Origin of the sequence: Azoarcus sp. PA01 (assembly GCA_001274695.2) — a bacterium.
Classification (GTDB): Bacteria; Pseudomonadota; Gammaproteobacteria; order Burkholderiales; family Rhodocyclaceae; genus Aromatoleum.
The window spans coordinates 871,160-892,510 of sequence record LARU01000004.1; the positions used below are offsets into that span (position 1 = coordinate 871,160).

Consider the following 21,351-nt stretch of genomic DNA (forward strand, 5'->3'; position numbering starts at 1 on the left):
CACATGGAACATCAATCGCGCAAAAAACCATGTTGGGAACATGGTAAAAATCGCAGGCAAAAAAAAGGGTGCGTATCGAACGCACCCCCAACCCCAACAGAGAGACATAAATACCAGTTGCCGAAGTGCCGCCCGAAATTTCGCGGCGACACCCGTAAAAACCATGGAAAAAGTATGCCCATCTCGTCCGGATGAAGTTTTGACCAGGGTCAACAAAGAGTGTCCCTGACAGCACGACGACGTGGTCCGACTCACTTCGGCGGCTCGCGCTCGGGGTCGTCCGGCTGCTTTTCGGCAGGCGGTGGCGCATCGCGGTCGTCCATCAGCACCCGGTACGCCGGACCTTCCATATCGTCGTACTGGCCCGACTTGAGCGACCACCAGAAAATCACGCCGATCCCGAAAACCAGCACGACCGAGAGCGGGATCAGGATGTAAAGGCTTTCCATCAGCGAACCCTGCTCCATGGTTGGCGCTGCAGGCGCAGCGCATTGAGAACGACGAGCAGCGAGCTTCCGGCCATGCCGATGCCGGCCATCCACGGCGTGACGAGACCCGCCATCGCGAGCGGCACCGAAGTGAAGTTGTATGCGAACGACCACCACAGGTTCTGCCGGATGATCCGCAGCGTGCGGCGCGAAAGATCGAGCCCGCGTCCGAGCCCGGCCAGGCTCTCGCTCAACAGCACGATGTCGGCTTCGTTGCGGGCGAGCTCGGTACCGCCGCCCATCGCCACCGACACGTGTGCCTGCGCAAGCACCGGAGCATCATTGACGCCGTCGCCGACCATCGCCACGACTGCGCCGGGAACACGCTGCAGCTTCTCCAGGCACTGCTGCTTGCCCTGAGGCGTCAGCCCGCCATGGGCGTCGTCGATGCCCAGGCCCTGCGCGACCGCGTCGACCGCGCCGGGCGAATCGCCGCTCAGCACCGTCAGGCGGGCTTTCTCGGCGAGAAGCTTGGTCGTCAGCTGCGCGGCCTCCTCGCGCGGCACGTCCGCGAGGCGGAACAGGCCGAGCCATTCGCCCGTTCTGCCGAGCGCAATCACCGACCCGCCGCGCGTCTCGAACTGCGCGCACCGCGCCGGTTCGGCGAGATCCAGTTGCGCTGCGACGTAGCCCGGGCGTCCAATCGCATGGCGCACGCCATCGATCCGCCCCGCGATGCCCTGCCCGGTCTGCGCGACGACCTCATCGACCACGGGCAGCACGCGGTCTGCCGCGGCGGCGCGGCGCAGGCCCTCGCCGACCGGATGTTCGGAGTCGCGCTCGAGCGCCGCCGCCAGCATGCGCAATTCGGCTTCGCCCAGCTCGCCGAGCGGCTGGACTTCCTCGAGGCTCATCCGCCCGCGCGTCAGCGTGCCGGTCTTGTCGAAGACGAAGTGATTCGCGCGCCCGAGCGTCTCGATCGCGTGCCCGCGCGTCACCAGCACGCCCATGCGGGCCAGCGCGTCGGTCGCCACTGTCAGCGCCGTCGGCGTCGCCAGCGACAGCGCACAAGGACACGCGACCACCAGCACCGACACGAACACCCACAGCGCCCGCCCCGGCTCGATGAAGTACCACGCGAAACCCGTCGCGAACGCGAGCACCAGCAGCGCGACGATGAACACGACCGCGACGCGGTCCGACTGCTGCGCGAGGCGAGGCTTTTCGCTCGCGCCGCGCTCCATCAGGCGGCGGATCGCCGCGAGGCGGGTTGAGTCCCCGACCTGCTCGACGCGCACCGTCAGCGGGCTCGAAATATTGATGCTGCCGCCGGTGACCGGGCTGCCGGCAGATTTCGGCACCGGCAGGCTCTCGCCGGTCAGCAGCGCCTCGTTCGCCTCGCTGCGCCCGTCGACGACGACGCCGTCAGCGGGCATCGCTTCACCGGGCCGCACCCGCACGAAATTGCCCGGCACCAGCTGCGACACCGGCACGCGCTCGCCGTCCGACGCAGGCCAGCCCGACAGGCGCTCGGCAAACGCCGGCAGCACCTTGCCGAGCTCCTCGACGCCACGCACCGCTTTCTGACGCGCGACCATCTCCAGATAGCGCCCGCACAGCAGGAAGAACACGAACATCGTCACCGAGTCGAAATACACTTCGCCGCTCCCGACAAGCGTCGCCCAGACGCTCGCCGCGAACGCACTGCCGACCCCGAGCGCCACTGGCACGTCCATGCCCAGACGGCGCAGCTTCAGGTCGCGCAGCGCGCGCTGGAAAAACGGCGCCGCGGAATACAGCACGACCGGAAGCGTCAACAGCAGGCTTGCCCAGCGCATCAGCTGCTCGATGTCCGGCGCGAGGTCGCCTTCCGGCGCGATGTACGCCGGGAAGGCGTACATCATCACCTGCATCATGCCGAAGCCGGCGACGAAGACGCGCCACAGCATCGACCGCCGCTCGCGCTTGCCGATCTGCTCCGAGCGCTCGGCGTCGTAGGGATACGCGCGGTAGCCGATCGCCTGGATTGCGGAGAGGATCTCGGACAGCTTGATGCGCCGTTCGTCCCAGCGCACCCGCGCACGCCGGGTCGCATAGTTGACCTCGACCAACGAGACGCCCGGCTGGCGCGCGACGTGCTGTTCGTTCAGCCACACGCACGCGGCGCAAGTGATCCCTTCGAGGATCAGCGCCGCTTCGCGCTCGTGCTCGCCGATCGGCTGCACGAAGGTTTTCTGGAAATCGGGATGATCAAACAGCCCGAGTTCCTGTAGTTCGGCCGGCAGCGCCTCCTTCTGCGGCTCGGGCATCGCGTCGCGATGGCGGTAGTAATCGGTCAGACCGTTCGCGACAATCGACTCCGCAACGGCTTCGCAGCCAACGCAGCACATGCGCCGCGACGCCCCGTCGATCGTCACGTAGTGATGCGTGTCGGGCGGGACCGGCAAGCCGCAGTGATAGCAGTCCTGCTCGGGCAACGATGCTCGGACAGACTCGATTTCGGAAGCGCTCATCAGGGAAACACCGAGGGCTGCGAGGGCGGCGAACGGGCGATCCATCCGCCCGTTCAGGCAGTGAAACGTCTATTTAGCACACTCGACGTCGCGCCGCTATTGCAGTGCAGCAAAACTTGCGGCACGCCCGCCCCCCGGAGCGCCGCAATCGTCGCTCGCGCCGCTCACGGTCGCCGCGACCGCGTCCGCTTCAGTTCATTTCGCAGTCATGCGAATCGCGCCGTCGAGGCGGATCGTCTCGCCGTTGAGGTAGGCGTTCTCGATGATGTGGCGCACCAGCGCCGCGTATTCCGCGGGCCGTCCCATGCGCGACGGGAAGGGCACGGTCCTGCCGAGCGAATCCTGCACTTCCTGCGGCATGCCCATCAGCATCGGCGTCTCCATGATCCCCGGCGCGATCGTCATCACCCGCACGCCGAAGCGCGCGAGCTCGCGCGCCACGGGCAACGTCAGCCCGACCACGCCCGCCTTCGAGGCCGCATACGCCGCCTGGCCGATCTGGCCGTCATAGGCCGCGACCGACGCGGTGCTGACGATCACACCGCGCTCGCCTTCGTCGTTCGGCGCCGCCTTCGTCATCACGTCCGCGGCGAGCCGCATCATGTTGAAACTGCCGATGAGGTTGACGGTGATCGTGCGCGCGAACGACTCGAGCCGGTGCGGTCCCTCGCGACCGACGACTTTTTCGGCCGGAGCGATGCCGGCGCAATTGACCAGCCCGTGCAGTGCCCCGAAGCCGGACACCGCGCGATCGATCGCCGCCTTCGCGCTCGCCTCGTCAGTTACGTCGGTCGCGACGAACGCCGCCGCGGTGCCCAGCTCCGCCGCGAGCGCCTCGCCCGCGTCACGATTCACGTCGGCCAGCACCACCTTGCCTCCGGCCCCGACCAGCATCCGCGCGGTCGCCGCCCCCAGTCCCGACCCGCCCCCGGTGACGACGAACACGCCATTTTCGATCTTCATTGCGAGACTCTCCGTGAATGCCGCCCGGATGCGGGCGTACGAAGGCGCACCATAATGTCCGTTGACGTCAACGTCAACTGGCGAGCCGACACCGATAGATTTTCCACCCGTTCCCCGGCAGCGGTTCGTCTATCGCGCCAGCGACTGACGCGCATAGGCTAAACTTCATTCGCTCCCGACGCCCCCATGGAGACGACAGTGATTGCTCTCGTCGAGTCACAACGCGAACGAATCGCCGAACTTTGCCGATCGCTCGGGGTTCAGCGCCTGGATCTTTTCGGCTCAGGGGTTCGCGACGACTATTCGCCGTCCAGCAGCGATCTCGACTTCCTGGTCGAGTTCAACGATAGGCCCCCTGCCAAGTACGCTGAGGCTTGGCTTACCCTGCAAGAAGAACTGGAACTGCTGCTCGGGCGTCCGATCGATCTCGTCACGAGCAGCGCGATGGCGAACCCTTATTTCCGGGATCGTGTCCTGCAGACGCGAGAAACGATCTATGCACGCTGATTCGCCCAAGTATCTCTGGGACGCGCAAAACGCTGCCGCGCTCATCGAGCAGTTCGTATCGGGCAGATCTTACGAGGACTACGTCAGCGACCCGATGCTGAAGTCCGCAGTCGAGAGGCAACTCGGAATCATCGGAGAAGCGCTCAATGCGCTTTCGCGCCGTGACCCGGCAACAGCGAAAACTATCCCCGATCTCGCGCGCATCGTGTCGTTTCGAAACGTGCTGATCCATGGCTATGCGTCAGTCGACGACAAGCTCGTATGGGGCGTCGTCGAAGCGAAACTATCTACCCTCCGCCATACGATCACCGACCTCTTGGCCCCTTCCTGATCTGAACCGCCACCCCCCGGCAACGGCGCGCCGATTCACGCAGTCCCCGTTCACGATCCGCCCAGGAACCGGTACAGCGACACCAGGATTCCCGCCGTCGCGCCCCAGATGAAATACCCTTCGTACGGCATCGCGTAATACTGTCGCATCCGGCCCTGGTATTCCATGCTGTGGCGCTCGTGGTTGGCCGGGTCGAGGAAATGCGCGAGCGGCACTTCGAACGCTTCGGCAACTTCGAAAGCGTCGAGCTTCAGCTCGAACGGCGGATGCACGAGCCCGACCACCGGCGTGATCCTGAAGCCGGTCCCGGTGAAGTAATCGGGCAGTTCGCCGAGCAGTTCGATGCGTTCCGGGTCGAGACCGGTCTCCTCCTCGGTCTCGCGCAACGCCGTCATCACCGGCGAGACGTCCGCTTTCTCGACGCGCCCGCCGGGAAAGCTGATCTGGCCCGGATGATGATGCAGATGATCGGTGCGGCGCGTCAGCAGCACCGCAAGCCGCTCCGGGCGCAGGACCACCGGCACCAGCACCGCGGCCGGGCGGAACTCGCCCCGATGGGAGCCGTCTTCGCGCACCGGCGCCATCTGCGGCGCATCGACGAACCGGCGCCGCAGCCCCTCGGCATCGAGTGCCGCTTCCATGAGCTTCTTTTCGATCACTCGTCTTACCTCTCCAGAAAACGCTTGGCAGCCCCGGATTTTCTTGTCCCTTTATTCGGGAGCGGAAACGGCACAGCCGGTTCCTCGGGGCGCTCAATAGCGCTTGCGCAGCACGAGCCGATCACTCTCCCGCTGCATGTCCATGCGGCCGAGAAAACTCATCCCGAGCAGCACGAACGGCAGGTCGTTTTCATGCACCAGTCCGTCGACGCCGTGCATCGTGATGTCGCCGACACGCAAGCTATCGAGCCGCACTTTCCAAACCATCGCCGGCCCGCTTGCCGTCTGCGTGCGGGCCGGCACACCGCGACGGTAGTCGATGCCGGCCCGCCGCGCATCCGCCATCCCGATCGACACCATGCTCGCGCCGGTGTCGACGAGAAAACGCACCGCGGCCCCGTTGATCGTGCCGTTCGCGAAGTGATGGCCGGAGGAATCGGCAAAAAGACTGACCGCTGCCGACACCGTTGGCGGCCCGCCCGCGCGCAGCACCGACTGCCCGAGCGCGATGCGGCGCGGCATGCGATCCACCTCGACGACCGCCGTCTCGCCACGGACTTCGATCAACCTGACTCCCTCGCGCGTACGTTCCCCGACGGCCAGCGTCTTCGGCGCCCCGCCATCGACGATCAGCACCGCCTTCGCGCCGAACACGCCGACCAGTTCGACCTCGGCGCCGAACGACGCCGCAGCTGCGAAAGCCGCCCCGAGCGACGCCATCGCAACCCCGCACAGCTTTGAAATCCGCAGCATCGATGACCTTCGGAGAAGAAATTGCGCGGTATGGCGGCAGTGGCGGAAGGCACTCCCGGCAGTCGCCGGCCCGAAAGAAATGGGCCGCCGGAACGAGGGTCGCAAGAGAAAGATCAGGATCTCGGCCCCCATTCAAAGTAATGGCGTAGAGGTTACCGCCGAATGCTCAAGCGCACCAGACTGCAGTGGAGAGGGACCAGGGAGGATAACGTCACGGAGAGAATGTACTTTATTTGCATATATTGCCCAGACCATTTATATATTTGGCATGTTCAGAAAGCCCACGTCCGGCTTCAGCCTGGTCGAACTTCTCGTCACACTCGCGGTGATCGGGATCCTGCTCGGTGCAGGCCAGCCTCTGATGGCCATGATGGTCGAATCCCGCCGCGTGAGCGGCGCGGCCGAGGCAGTTCAATCCGCGCTGCACTTGGCGCGCTCGGAAGGGATCAAGCAGATGGTTCCGATGGTCGTCACCTACTCGATGAACAACACGGGCGCGTGGCGCGTCGGCATTCGTGATCTCACCACGTGCGACACCGCCATTGCCGATCCCGAAGACGAAACCGCGTGCTCGATCCCGCAGGCCGACGAACGGGTTCTGAAAGTGTTCGAGGCTGCAGAATTTCCGGGCGTGATCGCTCGGGCCACTCGCGGATCGACACGCTTCAACCCCGTGCGCGGCACGGCGCTCGGTACGAACGCGACGGTAACGCTGAGATCGGCAGGCGGGAAGGAGGTCCGCGTGATCGTCAGCAATATCGGACGAGTGCGCAGTTGTTCGCCAAGCGGCGACGGAAAAGTTCTCGGCTACCCGACCTGCTGACGAAGCATCGTGCATGCACGAGCCTTCATACAGCCGCCCGGGATCCGGCATCAACCGGCAGTCTCACCTGCACAACGAAACGCCCATCCTTGCCGAAAGTTCGCAGCTGCGCTTCGGAGTCGAAATGCAGCGCGAGTCGTTCTTCGATATTCGCAAGGGCGATCCGGTTTCCCTTCGAAACTTCCGACGCTGCATCGTGAATCGAATTGGCGATCTCGATATGCAGTGCCCCACTTTCTGCGTGGATCCGGACGAAAACATCTCCCCCGCCTGACGCGGGTTCGACGCCATACCGGACGGCGTTTTCAAGCAAGGGCTGCAGCAACAGGATCGGCACCGATGCACTCATCGGCGCGTTCTCGCAATCCCATGTTACCCGCAGGCGCTCCCCAAGCCGAAGCTGCTCGATCTGGAGATATGAACGCGCCAGCCGGATCTCGTCGGCGAGCGGCACGAGCGAACGCGGTTCAGCGAGCAGCACGCGGAACAGGTCCGACATGTCGAGCAGAACCTGCTCCGCCAGCCGCGGATCGCGCCGTACAAGCGACACCGCAGTATTAAGGCTATTGAACAGAAAATGCGGCCGAATCCGCGACTGCAGCGCCATGAGGCGTGCTTCCGCGAGCGCAGGGGAAAGTACTCGCTGGCGCCAGTTGAAATACGCGAGGATCAGGCCGGCTAGCAATGCCGCGATCACCGCCGCCTTTAAGCCGCCCCCAGTCGGCAGGGGTCCGACCCATGCCTTCAGACCGACGTCCTGCGCTGCTGAAACGGCCGCCGCCAACCCGATTATTAGCCACACCGCCTGGCGGTACGGCAAAGGGCGTAGCCAAGGCGACAGCAGAAAAAGGAGCAGCATGACAACCAGCAGCGATGATTCGAACAGCAGTCCCGAGTCGGGAACGCGGAGCAAGGCCGCGAATCCATCCGTTGAGTGCGCCAGCAGCGCGCCGAGACTTGCCAACTCCGCAATCACGAGAATCCGCAGAATCACACCGAGGTTGCGAAAATCGGGAAGCGTGATCAGTTTGTCACTACGCACAGCCCCGCCTCATCAGCCCCTGCCACGGCAGCGGGAGCAAAGCTCCCAGCCGCTTCCGGGGTTCGTGCAACCGTCACCTTAACGGCCTGGCACTTACCAGCAGGTCGCCGGCGTCTTGGTTTCGCCTCCGGCCGCAACCGTCAACGTCAAGGGCGTGGGCGTGGTGCAGTCGGTATCGCTCGCCTGCGATCCCCGAGCCGTGGCTGTCGCAGTAAAGCCGATCGCCGAGTTGGCGGTGATCGCAATGGTGTAATGGCCCTCTGCAGAAGTCGTCGGCAAGCCGAGCCCGGATACGCCGGCCGTGCCACCGATAGTGCCGGTATAGGTCGTATGGCTGGTACGCCACTTCTCCTGCTCGATCTGCAACCTCACCAACGCCTCCTTGCCATCGGCTCTACGCGCCTTGCGGACGTAGTCCTGATAGCTCGGGTAGGCGATGGCAGCCAGGATACCGATCACTGCGATAGCGATCATCAATTCGATCAACGTGAAACCCTCCGCCGCTCGGACGGCGGTGGGGCAGCCGCGCAAGTTGTGGCCTCTCTCGTTCATATCCGTGCTGCTCCCAAAATCAATTGTCGAGTTCAGGGTACGCAATGATCTGCGGTCTCGCCGATCCCGAAGTTAAAGGTGCTGCTGCCCGCACTGATCGACTGGTCCGTGAAATTAAAGGTGTAGGTCGTCGCTGTCGCAGTCGAAGGGGCTGCCGGTAGCGGCGACGCTGTTCCGGTCGTGGCAGTCTGGCAAACAAAGTTGCCGCTTCCCGTGGTAACGGTGATCGCCCCCGACCAGCTACTGCCGGTGAAGCCGGCGCCGGTAAAGGAGCAGGTGTAAAGGCTACTTTCAGCATCATTGCCAGACCAGGACGGCGGAGTGCAGTTGCCGCCGCTGTTCGTCGACATCGACACGGTCGTCGGCTTGCCGGAACCCGTCGTCGGGCTTCGCGTAACCCGCCCGGTGATACTGATCGTGATTTCAGGCGTTGCAGCGTTCGGCAAAGGATCGGGGCAAGTCGTAGTGAAGCAGAACAACTTTCCGGGATTGCCGAGCACTACGGTATCGCTGCCGCCATATAGGTAGGCAGTTTCGGTTGCGTCCAGCGTGTCGCTATCAGGCTGGAAGCCGGTGTGCGTGACCGCGTCGGTCGAGAACGGCTGATATGGACTCGTATTGTCGTAGAGCCTGAGCTTCGCGCTGCAATCCGAATCGACCGGATTGCCGGTGATCCTCGTCAGCAGGAAATCGTGACCGTCGTAGACGGCTTCGGTGTAGTCGTTCGTATCACTCGACTGTACACCGATGCCAGTCGACTTGTAGAAAGCGCCGGCTGACACGTAGCCGCGATACATCCGGGAGCTGCCGAGCGTAGGATGGCGATTGTCGCTCTTCACAGTCGACGCCACCGCAGTGACGGCCGGATCACCGAGGCACACGCGGTCATTCGTGTTCGCACTGTCTGTCCGCACTACACCGATGTTGCCGAACCAGTTCGCGCCGACATAGCAACGATAACTGAAGTATTTATAGATGGTTCCCGTGTCATAGTTTGTCAGAGCACTTGGGCTGGCGGGGTTTTTCGCCGGCGTCATCGAACAAAACGATGCGTCGGAAATTACGACATAGACCACCTCATTAGTGAGGGAACTTAGATTGTTCTGATCAATGTAGACGTTGCCCGCAATCTGGCTAAATTGCTCATCGTCCCGAGTCGCGACCAACACCACCTTGCCAGTCGAGTCGGCAAGGTGCCATTTGTCATCAATCTGCTTCAGACGAAGACCATCAACGGTCGGCGTGAAGCCTGAGGTAATGGGCGGGACGGTATTACCGGGAATTTGCGCCCGCCCGGTAGGAGTTTCGGCGTGGCTGCCCGCCCCCTCGCCGGGCTTGACGAGCGCGACCGCCTTGCCGGGATCGTCCCACGCGACAATCGAGCGCACATCGACCACCTGTTCGACGTTCATCCGGTCGGTCCAGGACACAAGTACCGTGATTTCCGCATGGTCATCGTCTTCGGTGATCGGATCGGGCGTCGTCGTCCAGCAGCGCTCGAACGCCGTCGACTGCACGTCGGACGCAGACATACCGTACACACTGTCGCATTCACCGGCAATTGCGTCGAACTGGCTCCTCACCATCAGCGAACGCAACTCTTCGAGCTTGCCTTCCGCCAACTGCACCGCCTGCGTCCTCGCTTTCGCCTGCCCGCTGACCTCGATGAAGAAGGTGTTGAGTTTCGCGATGCCGAGAACCCCGGCAGCCATCACCACTAGGGCGACCATTGCCTCGATGAGTACCATGCCCCTGTGGGCCTGCCGTCCAGCGTTTTTCATGGCCGCTTCACCTGTCGAATATGTTGCGTAAGCTCAGAAATCGCGCCAACTTCCCGGCAGTGAGGCATAACTTCCAGCATTTCCCGCCCCCGATCGCGTCCGGATCGTAGATCACGTTGAGGCTGCCGTCGGCATCCACGCTGCCAGTGATGAGCGCCGCGCCGCGGATCGTCGCCGAACCGCTCTGCGTCAGATTCCCCCTCACGAAGACAATACCGAAGATCGTCGGGCTGCCGCTGAGGTCGAGGTCACCATCGACGACCAGCACCACGGGTTTGTTGGCCGAGCCGATGTCCTGATTGATCGCGGCATTGCCCTCGACCCAGAATACTGTGCCACCGCCGTTGTCGGCTTCCCCGTCACCGATGGAACCCGCGTGGGCGCCGACCACGACCTCTTCGGCCTGCGTGGACTTGTACTCATTCGGCTTCATGCCGAGGAAATTCTCGAAATACTGGTCCCCGGTCAAGTTCGCGAGCGTCGTATCGCTTTGGATGACGTCCGGCCCAAACACGCCGGTGCTCGTCGTGCAGATCAAATCCTCTGCCTGGGTGCAGACCTGGTCGCCACCACCAACTTGGTCCGTCACCTCTTGCGACGTACAAGCACCGGCGCCCCCTGCGCAGCCGCTCGTGGCGTTGGTCATGCCCGGGCGCCGTATCACCGTCTTGCCGGTGTTGCCGGTGTTGTCGAGGGTCGACCCAGTCCACACGGTGAGATTATTGAAGTAATTGACGACCGTCGCATTACCGCTCATCCCGACCGAGCCATTCGCAATCAGCGGATTCGAAATGTCTACCGGCACCGGGTCGGTCTTCGCGACCAACGTGAGGATGCGTTTTCTCGCTGCACTGTCGTCGCTCCATCCGCACGAAACCGCCCAAGCCGTTTTTGCAGAGGCACCAGGAGTGGTACACGAAGCTGCCGTGATGCCATCGTCCGCACTATCTCCACAGTGAGGCAAATTGGCGAGATCAAAGGTCGTTGGTTCGCAGAACAACACGCTGAAACTCGAATTCGTTGGCGTCCAGCTAATGTTTAGTGCGGTCTGCGCAGCCGCATTGAAGTCGATGTCGTCTTCGCTTGCGTTGATTTGCTGAATCGTCAGCTCGATGCCGGCCGCGGCCGCCTCGAACGCCTGCTTGCTGCGCACTTCGTTCGCCGACATCCGCTGCTCGCCAACAACCGTATTGGAAGCGTAGAGCACCAGTAGCGTGGCCGCGATCAGCAGCACCATCGATACCAGCAGCGTGGCGGCGCCATACTGTTGCGCGCGCGATCCGCTCGGTTTTCGCATCACATCACCCCACTCACTACCAGTTGAAGATACGGTTGTTCGCGAGATGCACGGTTTCCGTCACCGTGCTCGCCATCGCGGGATCGCTCGCGTGATGGCCAGTCAGCGTGATCGTCACCTGCCGCACTTCGGTCATCAGATCACCCGCGACCGGCTCGACGTAGCCACCTCCGTTCAGCGTGATCTCGCCCTCCGGCGCGGCACAAGGTCGGTTCGTACTCGATTCCGTGATCCGCCAAGTAAGCCCGGTCGTCGCGTTCATGCACTGAGAGCCGGTCGTCGAAAAGGTCAGCGAGTCGATGACGACGGTATCGTTGCTGGTCATCGCGCCCCACGTGCCGGTGGTGCAGTTGGACGTCTGCGTCAGCGTGTTGCCGGGATCGAGCATCCGTATGACGTCGTCGTCATCGAGCTTGAAACCGAATACTTCGCCCCCCTCGACCGCTGCCCCGTCCCCGTCGGCGTCGTAGCCATACATCACGCAAGTGCCACCTTCGAGAATCGCGAGGTCAGTCGTTGCCGCGGTGTAGGGATTGGTCGGGAACGTATAGGTAACCGGCGGCCCGGCGTTCACGGCGACGCTGCCCGCCCAGTAGCCGGCGCGCCGGATGTCGGACGCGATCACGCTCATCGTCGCCCGCAGATCCTGATTAAGCTTCGCGGCGCGCAGCGCATGGGTCTGCCCGCGCACCGTCGTCACATACATGGCGCCCGCGCCCGCGACAACGATCAAGCCCACGACCAGACCGACCATGAGTTCGACGAGCGACAGGCCCGCTTGGCGGGATTTGCTCAGGAACATGAGGGATAGCCTCCGACGGGAGCTGACGGCGAACAGAGGCGCACGTGGCCGATTGAATTGACCTCCACCTGTAACTGACGGCCCAACGCGGATTGGAGCGGAATCGATCCGGCCCCAGTCGTCGTACCCCGGACCCCACTGAAAGTCATGCTCGCCGGCGCGCCGGCATCCACCGTGACACCATTGAACGCGCTGCCCTCGACGACCTTCAGTACCGAGTTCGTCCCGTCGGCGACGACGCTGCAGGCGTCCTCGTCATCGATCGCCGAGGTGCAGTCGCACGGCGTACCGGTAATGGTATTGCGTCGGCTGAATCCCACGCACCACGGCGCGTCCGGCGAGACCACGAACACCATGTCGGCCGACTGCTTGACTGCCTCCGAGCGTGCGGACTGCAGTTGGCTATAGATCGCCTCGGCCGCCCCGACGAGGCGGTTCTTGTCGAGGAAGCTCTGAAAGCTCGGCGCGGCTGTGGCTGCAATGATCGCGAGCACGGCAACAGTAACCATTAGTTCGATCAGCGTGACCCCAGAAGGACGACGCAAAGTACTCATGAGACCCGTCCCAAAGTTATGCAAAATGCCCCTGGACGACACAAGCGTGAATTTGGTGCGGCACGATGGGCAAACACCCGGAACCGGGCAGATGTGACCTCGACGCGGCACCGCCAGAAACTCTCTTTGATTTGTTACAGATCGTAACCTCGCCTCATCCCTGATGAAAGACCGGGAGAGCGAATGGCATGAATCGGCGGATGAACGGCTGGGCGGCCGACAAATGGGGCGACGGCAGAAATGGCGCCGGAGAAATGGGTCAAGCCAACTTACTTACCTACTAATCGTCGAAATCCATCAGCTTGCTCAGACGCCGAAGCTCATCCTCGAATCCCGGAGGCAGGCCGGGTTGAGGCGGCATGGTGGAGTCTACTACGTCGATCACGGGGTCCGCTGAAGGCGGCTCCTTTGAGCGGGCACCGGCGTCGGCAGTTCCGGGTGGCACTTCCGTTCCCGATTTCACTCTCGCGATCAGCTGATCGTGCTTCAGGACTTTTTCGGCGTTCTCCCTCAGCGATCGCTTGTTGTCGTCGTGCTTCCTGCGGGTGATTCTGTTCAGGATTCCAATCACTCTTCAGACTTCCCGTTGCTTGTATATCGGAGCCTCGATCGGGCGGTGGTGCTTTCGATGAAGGGGCATAGTCTACTCGACGAGCGGCTGCGGTAACCGGTGCAGGGCGCGACCGTCGCCGATCGCCCCCATCCATCACTGCCCACCGCCGCGGGAGGAGCGGCGCAGTTGTCGTGAAGCGCGCCACCCCATCCCGCCCTTTTTCCTACAGTTGCCGCATGAACGCGACGAGGTCGGCTTTCTCCTGCCCGTTCAGCTTCAGCGCCAGGACCAGGTTGAAGAACTCGACCGTGTCCTCGAGCGTCAGCAGGCGCCCGTCGTGCAGGTACGGCGGGCTGTCCTTGATGCCGCGCAGCGTGAAAGTCTTGATCGGTCCGTCGCCCGGCTCGTCGAGGAAGCGTTCGAGGTGCAGGTCGTGCATCTGGTGGTCGAGGTAGGCCGGCGGCTCGTGGCAGCCGGCGCAGCGGCCTTTGCCGAAAAAGATCGCCTCGCCGCGCAGCTCCTGCTCCGTCGCCTTGGCCGGATCGAGCCGCCCTTCGACGTTGAGTTTGGGCGTCGGCGGAAAGTCGAGCATGTTTTGCACCTGCGCCATGTGGCTGACGTGGATGCGGTCGAAGATCGTGAAGCCCTTTTTCATCGCGTGGATCGGGTCGCCGTTGAAGTAGGCAGTGCGGAACTCGAACTCGGTGAAATCCTCGACGGAGCGCAGGCTGCGCTTGGAGCCGTGGATCTGCTGGTTGAAGAGGCCGCGCAGACTGGTCGTATCGAGGCGGAAGCGCCGTTCCTGCGGGCGGTCGTCGGGGTTCAGGTGGAATTGCCCGGTCGTGTGGCCGTTGACGTGACAGTCGAAGCAGGCGACGCCGAGGCTCGGCTGCGCGCTCTTGCGGTCGTCCGTCGCGTTGAACTCCTCCTGCGGGAAAGGCGTGACCAGGAGGCGCAGGCCGTCGAGCTGGACGGGGGTGAGGATGCCCTTGAACAGGCGGTGGAAGTTGTTGATCGACACCACTTCGCCGCGCGACACGTCGCCCAGCTCCGGCCGGTTCTGCAGGAAAATCGCCGGCGGGAATTCCGGCAGGAAAGCTTCGGGCAGGTCGAACTCGACGTCGAAGCGCTCCAGGCGCGGGAACATGTCGATCTGCATCTGCGGAAACACCTGCCCGCCCGTGGCCTGCTTCGGATGAGGCAGCGACGGATAGGGGAAGATGCCGCGCTCGCGGATCTGCTCCGGCGCCATTTCGCCCAGGGCATCCCAGTCCACGCCTTCCGCAAGACGCGCCGTCGGGCCGACCGGCAGCGGCTTGCCGCGGGACATCCGCGCTTCCGGGTCGAGACGCGGCGTCAGATCGTAGCGGCTCGCCAGCAGCTCACGCTGGGTTTGCATGACTTTTGCGCGGGCGTCGACGTCGGCGCGCATCGTCTCCTCGAACGTCTGCATCGGCTTCTTGGCGTTCAGCGGATCGCGGGCGAAATCGAAGCCCAGCACGCGGCCATTGTCGGGCTGGTTGCGGAAGGCCGGGGACAGCGGTGCGCCGTCCGGCGGGTCGAACACGTCCGACCGGTCATGTTCGGACAGGCGCTGCTCGGGGCGGGTGACGGGGACCTCGCGCGGAGCCTGCACTTCGGCCGCTGCATCGCGGGGCGCCGCGGCGGGACGGTCGGGGGTGTTCTGGGCATGACTCGGTGCTCCACTCGTCAAGAGGGCGGCGATCACAACACTGGCACCGAAAACCGGGCTACGTCGTCTGTTCATCGATCTCTCCTTTGGCTTTCCTCGGAAGCTTCGCACGCGGCCCCCCGACCGTTCCCCGAGGCGCGGAGCGGTCACCAGTTCGAACACTAGACGCTGAACAGCAGGATTGTTATGACGAACAGGACGTACATTCACTACCAGAAATGGGTAGTGAATGTCGGAAACGCCGTGTTTTCAGGGAATTTCAAGGGAGTTTCGGCCGAATCGCCCGTCACTCCGATGCGGGATCGCTCGCGTTGCGACGCGCAGCGGTCAGACAAAGAGGTCGATCGATCCGCCGACGCTGGCGTCGGGAGTGGGTGCGACCGCGGGTTGGGGGAGCGCCTCGAGGAGCTGCGCGGCGCCGGATCGCTGCAGCTCCATCGCTTTCCGGAGGACGAGCAGCGAGGCGTGCGCCTGGAGGCGCGCCGCGCTGTTCGCGGCAGCCGCAGTGGCGATCGCGGTGACGTTCATCCGCAGTGCCGTCAGTCGCGGAAGTTGCCGAACTGCAGCGGGAAGTCGGTGATCTCCTTCTTCACCAGTGCGATCGCTTCCTGCAGGATGTCGCGCTTGGCCCCCGAGACGCGGATCGCTTCGCCCTGGATCGCGGCTTGCACCTTGAGCTTGCTGTCTTTGAGCAGCTTGACGATCTTCTTCGCGAGGTCCTGCTCGACGCCGACGCGGACCTTGAGCTCCTGCTTGAGCTTGTTGCCGCCGATCTTCTGCAGGTCGCCGTATTCGAGGCAGCGCACGTCGATCTTCTTCGCCGTCATTTCGGGCAGCAGGATCTGGCGCATCTGGTCGATCTGGAAGTCGCTGTCGCCGAACAGCGTCAACACTTTTTCGCCCTGCTCGACCCGCGCGTCGCTGCCCTTGAAGTCGTAGCGGCCGCTGATCTTGCGGTTGGCGACGTCGACCGCGTTCTTCAGCGAAGGCAGGTCGACTTCGGACATGATGTCGAAGGATGGCATGGCTCGCCTCCGGTCAGCCGAAGTGGCAGACGTAGTGGTACGGTTCGCCGGCGACTTCGATGTCGAAGCTGGAGTTGGCCGGCACGTTGAAGGACTCGCCGGCGCCGTAGTCTTTCCACTCGCTCATTTCACCGTTGGCGCCTTTCAGGCGCACGCGGCAGCTCCCGGCGACGCCTTCCATGATCTCGGGCGCGCCGGTGTTGAACGTCAGCGTCGCCGGCAGGATTACGCCGACGGACTTCTTCGTGCCGTCGGCCAGCACGATGCCGTGGCTCACGCATTTGCCGTCGAAATAGACGTTGGCCTTGGTGGCGACAGTGACGCCGTCGAACTTTTCGGTGAGGCTCATGATTGCTGCATTCCTATTCGATGCCGAGAAATCTCTGGATGAAACTCTTCGCGACGAAGCCGACGAAACCCAGACCGAGCGCGATGAACAGCCACACCGTGCCGTACCGGCCGGCTTTCGATTGCTTCGCGAGGTTGCCGATGATGAACAGCATGTACACGATCAGCGCAGTCAGCAGGATCTTGAGCGACCAGTCCTCGAACTCCGCGATCGTCAGTCCGAAGATGACTGCGTCGCCGTCCATCGATCGGCCTCCTTAGCCGCGCTTCGTCTTCGCGTTCGCGGCGATGCGCATGCGCAGTGCGTTGAGGCGGATGAAACCGTGCGCGTCCTTCTGGTTGTAGGCGCCCTGGTCGTCCTCGAACGTCGCGATCGTCGGGTCGAACAGCGAATCGGTCTTCGAGTCGCGGCCGGTGACGATGACGTTGCCCTTGTAGAGCTTGACGCGCACCCAGCCGTTGACCGATTCCTGCGTGTTGTCGATCAGGGCCTGCAGCGCGCGGCGCTCCGGGCTCCACCAGTAGCCGTTGTAGATCAGGCTCGCGTAGCGCGGCATCAGGTCGTCCTTGAGGTGCGCGACTTCGCGGTCGAGCGTCACGGATTCGATTGCCCGATGCGCCCGCAGCAGGATCGTGCCGCCCGGCGTCTCGTAGCAGCCGCGGCTCTTCATGCCCACGTAGCGGTTCTCGACGAGGTCGAGCCGGCCGATGCCGTGCTTGCCGCCGAGCTCGTTGAGCTTCGCGAGCAGCTCGTGCGCCTTCATGCGCGTGCCGTTGATCGCGACGAGGTCGCCGCGCTCGAATTCGAGGTCGACGTATTCAGCGGCATCAGGGGCGGCTTCCGGCGACACGGTCCAGCGCCACATCGATTCCTCGGCTTCCGCAGCCGGGTTCTCGAGGTGGCGGCCTTCGAAAGAGATGTGCAGCAGGTTCGCGTCCATCGAATACGGCGAGCCGCCCTGCTTGTGCTTCATCTCGATCGGGATGCCGTGCTTTTCGGCGTACGCGAGCAGCTTCTCGCGCGACAGCAGGTCCCATTCGCGCCACGGCGCGATGACTTTCACGCCCGGCATCAGCGCGTAGTAGCCGAGTTCGAAGCGGACCTGGTCGTTGCCCTTGCCGGTCGCGCCGTGCGACACCGCGTCGGCGCCGGTCGCGCGCGCGATCTCGATCTGGCGCTTGGCGATCAGCGGACGAGCGATCGACGTGCCGAGCAGGTATTCGCCTTCATAAACCGTGTTGCAGCGGAACATCGGGAAGACGAAGTCGCGCACGAACTCTTCGCGCAGGTCGTCGATGAAGATGTTGTCGGGCTTGATGCCGAACTTCAGCGCCTTGTCGCGCGCGGGCTCGAGCTCTTCGCCCTGGCCGAGGTCGGCCGTGAACGTCACCACTTCGCACTGATAGGTATCCTGCAGCCACTTCAGGATGACCGAGGTATCCAGCCCGCCCGAATAGGCAAGCACCGCTTTCTTGACGTCGCTCATGTCGATTTCCGCTTTTTCCGATTTCCGCTCAACAGACCGGCCGCAGCCGTGCGGTCTGCAGCCCGGACTTGCATAGACGCCGGCTAGTCTTCGACTTTGCCGAGCACCAGGTATTCCATCAGCGCTTTCTGGACGTGCAGGCGATTCTCCGCTTCATCCCACACGACCGACTGCGCGCCGTCGATGACGTCCGCCGTGACCTCCTCGCCACGGTGGGCGGGCAGGCAGTGCATGAACACCGCATCGGCGCGGGCCGCTGCCATCATTTCGGCGTCGACGCACCAGTCGGCGAAATCCTTCATCCGCTCGTCGTTTTCCGCTTCGAAACCCATCGACGTCCACACGTCGGTGGTGACGAGATCCGCGCCCTTGCACGCTTCCATCGGGTCGGCGAACTGCTCGAAATGACCGGTGCCGTACAGTCCGGCCCGTTCCGGCTCGACTTCGTAGCCGGGCGGCGTCGATACGTGAACGTTGAAGTCGAGCAGCTCGGCAGCCTGCAGCCAGGTGTTGCACATGTTGTTCGAATCACCGACCCAGGCGACCGTCTTGCCCTGGATCGAGCCGCGGTGCTCGATGAAAGTGTAGATGTCGGCGAGGATCTGGCACGGGTGGTATTCGTTCGTCAGCCCGTTGATGACCGGCACGCGCGAATGCGCGGCGAAGCGCTCGATGATGTCCTGCTCGAAAGTGCGGATCATCACGACGTCGCTCATGCGCGAGATCACCTGCGCCGCGTCTTCGACCGGCTCGCCGCGACCGAGCTGCGAGTCGCGGGTATTGAGGTAGATCGCCGAACCGCCGAGCTGCTGCATCCCGGCTTCGAACGACAGCCGCGTGCGCGTGCTGGCCTTCTCGAAGATCATCACCAGCGTGCGGTCGAACAGCGGGTGATACGGCTCGTAGCGCTTGAACTTGTCCTTGATCCAGCGCGTGCGGTCGAACACGTGCCGGTATTCGTCGCGCGTGAAATCCTTGAACTGCAGGTAATGCCTGGGTCTGGTCATCGCGCGCCCGTTCATTCGAGATGCTTGCGCACCAGCGGCGCGAGACGCGACACCAGTTCCTGGGCATCGGCCTCGGTAAATACCAGCGCCGGCAGCAGGCGGATGACGCGGTCGGCGGTGACGTTGATCAGCAGGCCGGCGTCCAGCGCCTGGCGGACCAGGTCGCCGCAGGGGCGATCGAGCTCGATGCCGATCATCAGGCCGCGGCCGCGGATCTCGACGACGCCGGAAAGCCCTGCGAGCGCTTCGTGCAAACCGGCACGGATCGCGTCGCCGACCTTGACGGCGTTGGCCATCAGCCCGTCGTCCTCGATCGTCGCGAGCGTCTCGAGGCCCGCAGCGCAGGCGAGCGGATTGCCGCCGAAAGTCGAACCGTGATTGCCCGGGCCGAACAGGCCGGCGGCGCGCCCGGCGGTGACGCATGCGCCGATCGGCACGCCGGAACCGAGGCCCTTCGCGAGCGTCATCACGTCGGGGGTCACGCCGCCTTGCTGGAAACCGAACCAGCTTCCGGTGCGCCCCATGCCGCACTGGACTTCGTCGCAGATCAGCAGCCAGCCGCGCTCGTCACAGATCGCGCGCAGCTCGCGCTGGAAAGTTTCGTCGGCGATATTGACGCCGCCCTCGCCCTGGATCATTTCGAGCATGACCGCGACGACGTTGTGATTGTGCTCGCCGACCGTGCGGATCGCGCCGATGTCCTTGTACGGCACGCGCAGGAAACCGGACACCAGCGGCTCGAAGCCGGCCTGCGTCTTGCGGTTGCCGGTCGCCGACAAGGTCGCCAGCGTGCGCCCGTGGAAAGCGTTTTCCATGACGATGATCGCCGGCTGGTCGATGCCTTTGCGGTGTCCATAGAAACGCGCGAGCTTGATCGCGGCCTCGTTGGCTTCGCAGCCGGAGTTGCAGAAGAACACTTCATCCATGCCCGATACCGCGGCGAGCCGGTCGGAGAGTTCTTCCTGCAGGGGGATGCGGTAGAGGTTCGACGTGTGCAGCACCTTCGCCGCCTGACCGGCGATCGTGCGCACCAGACGGGGGTGGTTGTGACCGAGTGTCGACACGGCGATCCCGGACAGGGCGTCCAGATAACGCTTGCCCGTCTCATCGAAGAGCCAGACCCCTTCGCCGTGCGTGAATGCGACCGGCAATCTGGCGTAGGTATTCATGAGATGCGACATGGAGGACCCCGATCAGGATGAAGCAGAAATGCACACGGCGGCACTCGCCGCCGTGAATAATCGAAGGATCGATGTTAAGCGAAAAATGTGCGCCTTGTACAGATTGCGAGCCTCCGCCGCGGCGCCGGCTCGCCGCGGCACGACACCCGCATCATGAAACCGTCAGCCACGACATGAAATCGCAAAGCGTGTTTTCTGCTAGAATCCGCCGCGTCTTTCGCGGTCCCCACAACACCGGCTCGAGCCGGGACACCGCCTTCTGAAAATTCCCTCAGCCGCCGGGTTGCGCCACATGAGCCAATTGATCGAAAGCTTCGTCATCATCGGGGTCACGCGAGAGGGAAAGACTTTCCGCCCGAGCGACTGGGCCGATCGCCTGTGCGGCATCATGTCGGCGTTCGGCGCGGATCACCGCATGATGTATTCGCCCTACGTGCGCCCGGGCTGCACGCTCAAAGGGCACAAGGCGGTGCTGGTCGATGCGAGGCTGCACGACATCGAGCCGCTCGCCTACAAATTCCTGACCAACTTCGCCAAAGACAACGACCTGGTCGTCGACCGGATCGACGACGAGCAGGTCAAGATCTGATTCTCCGCGCAGCCCTGCCCGCCGCCCGGCCTTTTTCGGCCCGAAGCAGAAGCGGGCATTGAACCGTGGCCGCGGCGGACGGGACGCGGAAAATAAAAACGGCGACCCGAAGTCGCCGTTTTTATTTGCTGCCAGCCGGGTGTGAAGATCAGGCGGCCATCGCCTTGATCGCGGCCGACAGGCGGCTCTTGTGGCGAGCGGCCTTGTTCTTGTGGATGATCTTCTTGTCCGCGATGCTGTCGATGGTGCTCATCGAGGTGCGGAACGTCGCTTGTGCCGCCGCCTTGTCGCCACCCACGACGGCCTTTTGCACAGCCTTGATCGCGGTACGCAGACGTGAACGCAGGCTGCCATTGTGAGCGCGGGCCACGACCGCCTGACGGGCGCGCTTGCGGGCTTGTGCCGAATTGGCCATAGATGTTCTTCCGTTGGTTGGTTCTTGAAAACGCGCGAGTCTACCGAT

The 21,351-nt window shown here is 63.6% G+C and carries 24 protein-coding genes and 2 pseudogenes; 4 read left to right on the forward strand and 22 right to left on the reverse strand.

Annotation, left to right across the window (positions count from 1 at the left end):
• Positions 1 to 251 precede the first annotated feature (251 nt).
• The 3 genes from ccoS to PA01_16190 form a co-directional block, all read right to left on the reverse strand.
• The gene (gene ccoS, locus PA01_16180) at positions 252 to 449 is read right to left on the reverse strand and encodes a cbb3-type cytochrome oxidase assembly protein CcoS (protein ID KON79973.1); all 198 of its coding nucleotides are present in this window, start codon (positions 447 to 449) and stop codon (positions 252 to 254) included.
• The gene (locus tag PA01_16185; GenBank protein ID KON80402.1) at positions 449 to 2,941 is read right to left on the reverse strand and encodes a heavy metal translocating P-type ATPase; all 2,493 of its coding nucleotides are present in this window, start codon (positions 2,939 to 2,941) and stop codon (positions 449 to 451) included. Before PA01_16185 ends, ccoS begins: the two co-directional genes overlap by 1 nt.
• A gap of 195 nt (positions 2,942 to 3,136) precedes the next feature.
• The gene (locus PA01_16190; protein ID KON79974.1) at positions 3,137 to 3,904 is read right to left on the reverse strand and encodes a 3-hydroxyacyl-CoA dehydrogenase; all 768 of its coding nucleotides are present in this window, start codon (positions 3,902 to 3,904) and stop codon (positions 3,137 to 3,139) included.
• Positions 3,905 to 4,102: 198 nt separating this feature from the next.
• Between PA01_16190 and PA01_16195 the strand changes: the two genes are divergently transcribed.
• Positions 4,103 to 4,411, forward strand: a complete 309-nt coding sequence (locus PA01_16195; GenBank protein ID KON79975.2) for a nucleotidyltransferase domain-containing protein — start codon at positions 4,103 to 4,105, stop codon at positions 4,409 to 4,411.
• Complete coding sequence (locus PA01_16200; protein ID KON79976.1) at positions 4,401 to 4,742, forward strand: DUF86 domain-containing protein; 342 nt, start codon at positions 4,401 to 4,403, stop codon at positions 4,740 to 4,742. Before PA01_16195 ends, PA01_16200 begins: the two co-directional genes overlap by 11 nt.
• A 50-nt stretch (positions 4,743 to 4,792) precedes the next feature.
• Here PA01_16200 and PA01_16205 read toward each other — a convergent pair whose 3' ends face one another.
• Both PA01_16205 and PA01_16210 read right to left on the reverse strand, forming a co-directional pair.
• Positions 4,793 to 5,326 (reverse strand): CoA pyrophosphatase, encoded by a 534-nt coding sequence (locus PA01_16205; protein ID KON80403.2) that lies wholly within the window; start codon positions 5,324 to 5,326, stop codon positions 4,793 to 4,795.
• Positions 5,327 to 5,494: 168 nt separating this feature from the next.
• A complete protein-coding gene (locus PA01_16210; protein KON79977.1) occupies positions 5,495 to 6,154 on the reverse strand; it encodes a TIGR02281 family clan AA aspartic protease in 660 nt (219 codons plus the stop codon).
• A gap of 361 nt (positions 6,155 to 6,515) precedes the next feature.
• Between PA01_16210 and PA01_19140 the strand changes: the two genes are divergently transcribed.
• Entirely contained in the window at positions 6,516 to 6,977 is a 462-nt protein-coding gene (locus tag PA01_19140; GenBank protein ID KAI5912354.1) for a GspH/FimT family protein, read from the forward strand.
• A gap of 25 nt (positions 6,978 to 7,002) precedes the next feature.
• Here the strand turns inward: PA01_19140 and PA01_16220 are convergent, their stop codons facing one another.
• The 16 genes and pseudogenes from PA01_16220 to PA01_16290 all read right to left on the reverse strand — a co-directional run bounded on the left by PA01_16220 (position 7,003) and on the right by PA01_16290 (position 20,299).
• The gene (locus tag PA01_16220) at positions 7,003 to 8,019 is read right to left on the reverse strand and encodes a histidine kinase (protein KON79978.1); all 1,017 of its coding nucleotides are present in this window, start codon (positions 8,017 to 8,019) and stop codon (positions 7,003 to 7,005) included.
• Positions 8,020 to 8,112: 93 nt separating this feature from the next.
• Positions 8,113 to 8,436, reverse strand: a pseudogene (locus PA01_16225) (type IV pilin protein).
• Positions 8,416 to 8,571 (reverse strand): annotated as a pseudogene (locus tag PA01_19145) (prepilin-type N-terminal cleavage/methylation domain-containing protein). Before PA01_19145 ends, PA01_16225 begins: the two co-directional pseudogenes overlap by 21 nt.
• 32 nt (positions 8,572 to 8,603) lie before the next feature.
• Entirely contained in the window at positions 8,604 to 10,352 is a 1,749-nt protein-coding gene (locus tag PA01_16230) for a hypothetical protein (protein ID KON79980.2), read from the reverse strand.
• Between the two features lie 7 nt (positions 10,353 to 10,359).
• The gene (locus PA01_16235; GenBank protein ID KON79981.1) at positions 10,360 to 11,649 is read right to left on the reverse strand and encodes a PilX N-terminal domain-containing pilus assembly protein; all 1,290 of its coding nucleotides are present in this window, start codon (positions 11,647 to 11,649) and stop codon (positions 10,360 to 10,362) included.
• A gap of 16 nt (positions 11,650 to 11,665) precedes the next feature.
• Positions 11,666 to 12,451 carry a prepilin-type N-terminal cleavage/methylation domain-containing protein gene (locus PA01_16240; protein KON79982.1) on the reverse strand — a complete coding sequence of 262 codons (786 nt, stop codon included), beginning with the start codon at positions 12,449 to 12,451 and terminating at the stop codon, positions 11,666 to 11,668.
• Positions 12,442 to 13,005 carry a GspH/FimT family pseudopilin gene (locus PA01_16245; protein KON79983.2) on the reverse strand — a complete coding sequence of 188 codons (564 nt, stop codon included), beginning with the start codon at positions 13,003 to 13,005 and terminating at the stop codon, positions 12,442 to 12,444. Before PA01_16245 ends, PA01_16240 begins: the two co-directional genes overlap by 10 nt.
• Before the next feature lie 280 nt (positions 13,006 to 13,285).
• Positions 13,286 to 13,576 carry a hypothetical protein gene (locus PA01_16250; GenBank protein ID KON79984.1) on the reverse strand — a complete coding sequence of 97 codons (291 nt, stop codon included), beginning with the start codon at positions 13,574 to 13,576 and terminating at the stop codon, positions 13,286 to 13,288.
• 205 nt (positions 13,577 to 13,781) lie between these two features.
• Entirely contained in the window at positions 13,782 to 15,326 is a 1,545-nt protein-coding gene (locus PA01_16255; GenBank protein KON79985.1) for a cytochrome B6, read from the reverse strand.
• Positions 15,327 to 15,578: 252 nt separating this feature from the next.
• Positions 15,579 to 15,779, reverse strand: a complete 201-nt coding sequence (locus PA01_16260; GenBank protein ID KON79986.1) for a YjfB family protein — start codon at positions 15,777 to 15,779, stop codon at positions 15,579 to 15,581.
• Between the two features lie 11 nt (positions 15,780 to 15,790).
• Positions 15,791 to 16,276, reverse strand: coding sequence for a YajQ family cyclic di-GMP-binding protein (locus PA01_16265; GenBank protein KON79987.1), 486 nt, complete (start codon positions 16,274 to 16,276; stop codon positions 15,791 to 15,793).
• 13 nt (positions 16,277 to 16,289) lie between these two features.
• On the reverse strand, positions 16,290 to 16,625 hold the full coding sequence (locus PA01_16270) for a pyrimidine/purine nucleoside phosphorylase (GenBank protein ID KON79988.1): 336 nt from the start codon (positions 16,623 to 16,625) through the stop codon (positions 16,290 to 16,292).
• 13 nt (positions 16,626 to 16,638) lie between these two features.
• Positions 16,639 to 16,869 carry a DUF2788 domain-containing protein gene (locus PA01_16275; protein KON79989.1) on the reverse strand — a complete coding sequence of 77 codons (231 nt, stop codon included), beginning with the start codon at positions 16,867 to 16,869 and terminating at the stop codon, positions 16,639 to 16,641.
• A gap of 12 nt (positions 16,870 to 16,881) precedes the next feature.
• The gene (locus PA01_16280; GenBank protein KON79990.1) at positions 16,882 to 18,111 is read right to left on the reverse strand and encodes an argininosuccinate synthase; all 1,230 of its coding nucleotides are present in this window, start codon (positions 18,109 to 18,111) and stop codon (positions 16,882 to 16,884) included.
• 83 nt (positions 18,112 to 18,194) lie between these two features.
• A complete protein-coding gene (gene argF, locus PA01_16285; protein ID KON79991.1) occupies positions 18,195 to 19,118 on the reverse strand; it encodes an ornithine carbamoyltransferase in 924 nt (307 codons plus the stop codon).
• 11 nt (positions 19,119 to 19,129) lie between these two features.
• Positions 19,130 to 20,299 carry an aspartate aminotransferase family protein gene (locus PA01_16290; GenBank protein KON79992.1) on the reverse strand — a complete coding sequence of 390 codons (1,170 nt, stop codon included), beginning with the start codon at positions 20,297 to 20,299 and terminating at the stop codon, positions 19,130 to 19,132.
• 292 nt (positions 20,300 to 20,591) lie between these two features.
• Here PA01_16290 and PA01_16295 point away from each other — a divergent pair, with 292 nt between their 5' ends.
• Positions 20,592 to 20,888, forward strand: coding sequence for a DUF3579 domain-containing protein (locus PA01_16295; GenBank protein KON79993.1), 297 nt, complete (start codon positions 20,592 to 20,594; stop codon positions 20,886 to 20,888).
• Between the two features lie 148 nt (positions 20,889 to 21,036).
• On the opposite strand, the gene rpsT is transcribed toward PA01_16295, so the two are convergent.
• Positions 21,037 to 21,303, reverse strand: coding sequence for a 30S ribosomal protein S20 (gene rpsT, locus PA01_16300; protein KON79994.1), 267 nt, complete (start codon positions 21,301 to 21,303; stop codon positions 21,037 to 21,039).
• Between the last annotated feature and the right edge of the window lie 48 nt (positions 21,304 to 21,351).